Source organism: Kitasatospora sp. NPDC059803 (assembly GCF_042732255.1).
In the GTDB taxonomy this organism is placed as follows: domain Bacteria; phylum Actinomycetota; class Actinomycetes; order Streptomycetales; family Streptomycetaceae; genus Kitasatospora.
On record NZ_JBHWIJ010000577.1, the window covers coordinates 1 to 1,467 of the forward strand.

The window sequence follows — 1,467 nt, forward strand, 5'->3', positions numbered from 1 at the left end:
TTGTGTCTGGGGATCTCTGTTTTTTTAATCGGTCTGGGGGGGAGGGGTGTCGGGAATTGTTAACTTCCTGTATCTCGCTGTCGTCCTCGCGACCGGGGGTCTTGAGGTTGAACTTGGTGATCGCGAAGCGGAAGAGGAGGTAGTACAGCGCGGCGAAGACCAGGCCGATCGGGATGATCATCCAGGGCTTGGTGGCCAGGTTCCAGTTGAGCAGGTAGTCGATCAGGCCGGCCGAGAAGCCGAAGCCGTCGTGCACCCCGAGGCCCCAGGTGACGGCCATCGAGAGGCCGGTGAGCAGGGCGTGGATCAGGTACAGCACCGGCGCGATGAACATGAACGAGAACTCGATCGGCTCGGTGACACCGGTCACGAAGCTGGTCAGCGCGACGGAGATCATCATGCCGGTGACGGCCTTGCGGCGGTCGGGGCGGGCGGTGTGGGCGATCGCCAGCGCGGCGGCCGGGAGGCCGAACATCATGATCGGGAAGAAGCCGGACATGAACTGACCGGCGGTCGGGTCACCGTGGAAGAAGCGCGGGATGTCGCCGGTCCAGGTGTGGCCGGAGGCGTCGGTGAAGCTGCCGACCTGCTGCTGGAAGAAGGTGTTGAGGAACTGGTGCATGCCGACCGGGATCAGACCGCGGTTGGCGACACCGTAGATGCCCGCACCGCCGGCGCCGAGGCCGGTCAGCCAGTCGCTGGCGTGGGTCAGGCCGGTGCCGATCGGGCCCCAGGCCAGACCCATGAGGACGCCGAGCAGGGTGCCGACGAACGCCATGATGATCGGCACGAGGCGGCGGCCGTTGAAGAAGCCGAGCCAGTCGATGAGCTTCTTGCGGTGGTACTTCTGCCAGATCGTGGCGCTCAGCAGACCGACGATGATGCCGCCGAGGACACCCGGGTCCTGCGGCTTCCCGGCGGGCAGCGCCTCGGTGACGGTGCCGTCGATCGGGAAGACGGTCAGCACGTTCTTGAAGACCAGGTAGCCGACCAGGGCGGCCAGCGCGGTCGAGCCGTCGGCCTTCTTGGCGAAGCCGATCGCGACACCGACGCAGAACAGCAGCGCCAGGTTCTTGAAGACCGCGTCACCGGCGGTGGCGAAGACCTCGGCGACCTTCCCCCAGCCGAGCCCGTCCTTGCCGAAGACATCGGGCTGGCCCAGCCGGACCAGGATGCCCGCGGCCGGGAGGACGGCGACCGGCAGCTGGAGGCTGCGGCCGATCTTCTGCAGGCCCTGGAGGAGGTTCTGGCCGAACTTCTTGAGGGGGCTTGGCGTGGCCGGAGCCGAGGCGGGCGTCGGTGCCTGCGCTGACTGACTCATTGGGGTGGGTTCCTAACGGCATGGCGGTCGGGGGAGGGGCACAGGGGGCCGAACCGCGAACTGGTCAACCACAACTGTCGGTGACACCAATTGTGTAGCTCTGGTGGAGACTGGGCGGAGCCCCGGAAAGCGCCCCTGCCGGGCAG

General features: G+C 66.9%; 1 protein-coding gene. It reads right to left on the reverse strand.

Annotated features, from left to right (window positions below; all coding sequences use genetic code 11):
• Nucleotides 1-1,321, reverse strand: a 1,321-nt coding sequence (locus tag ACFV6I_RS39615) for a PTS transporter subunit EIIC (RefSeq protein WP_380431155.1), incomplete at its 3' end; no start/stop codon positions are given.
• Between the last annotated feature and the right edge of the window lie 146 nt (nt 1,322-1,467).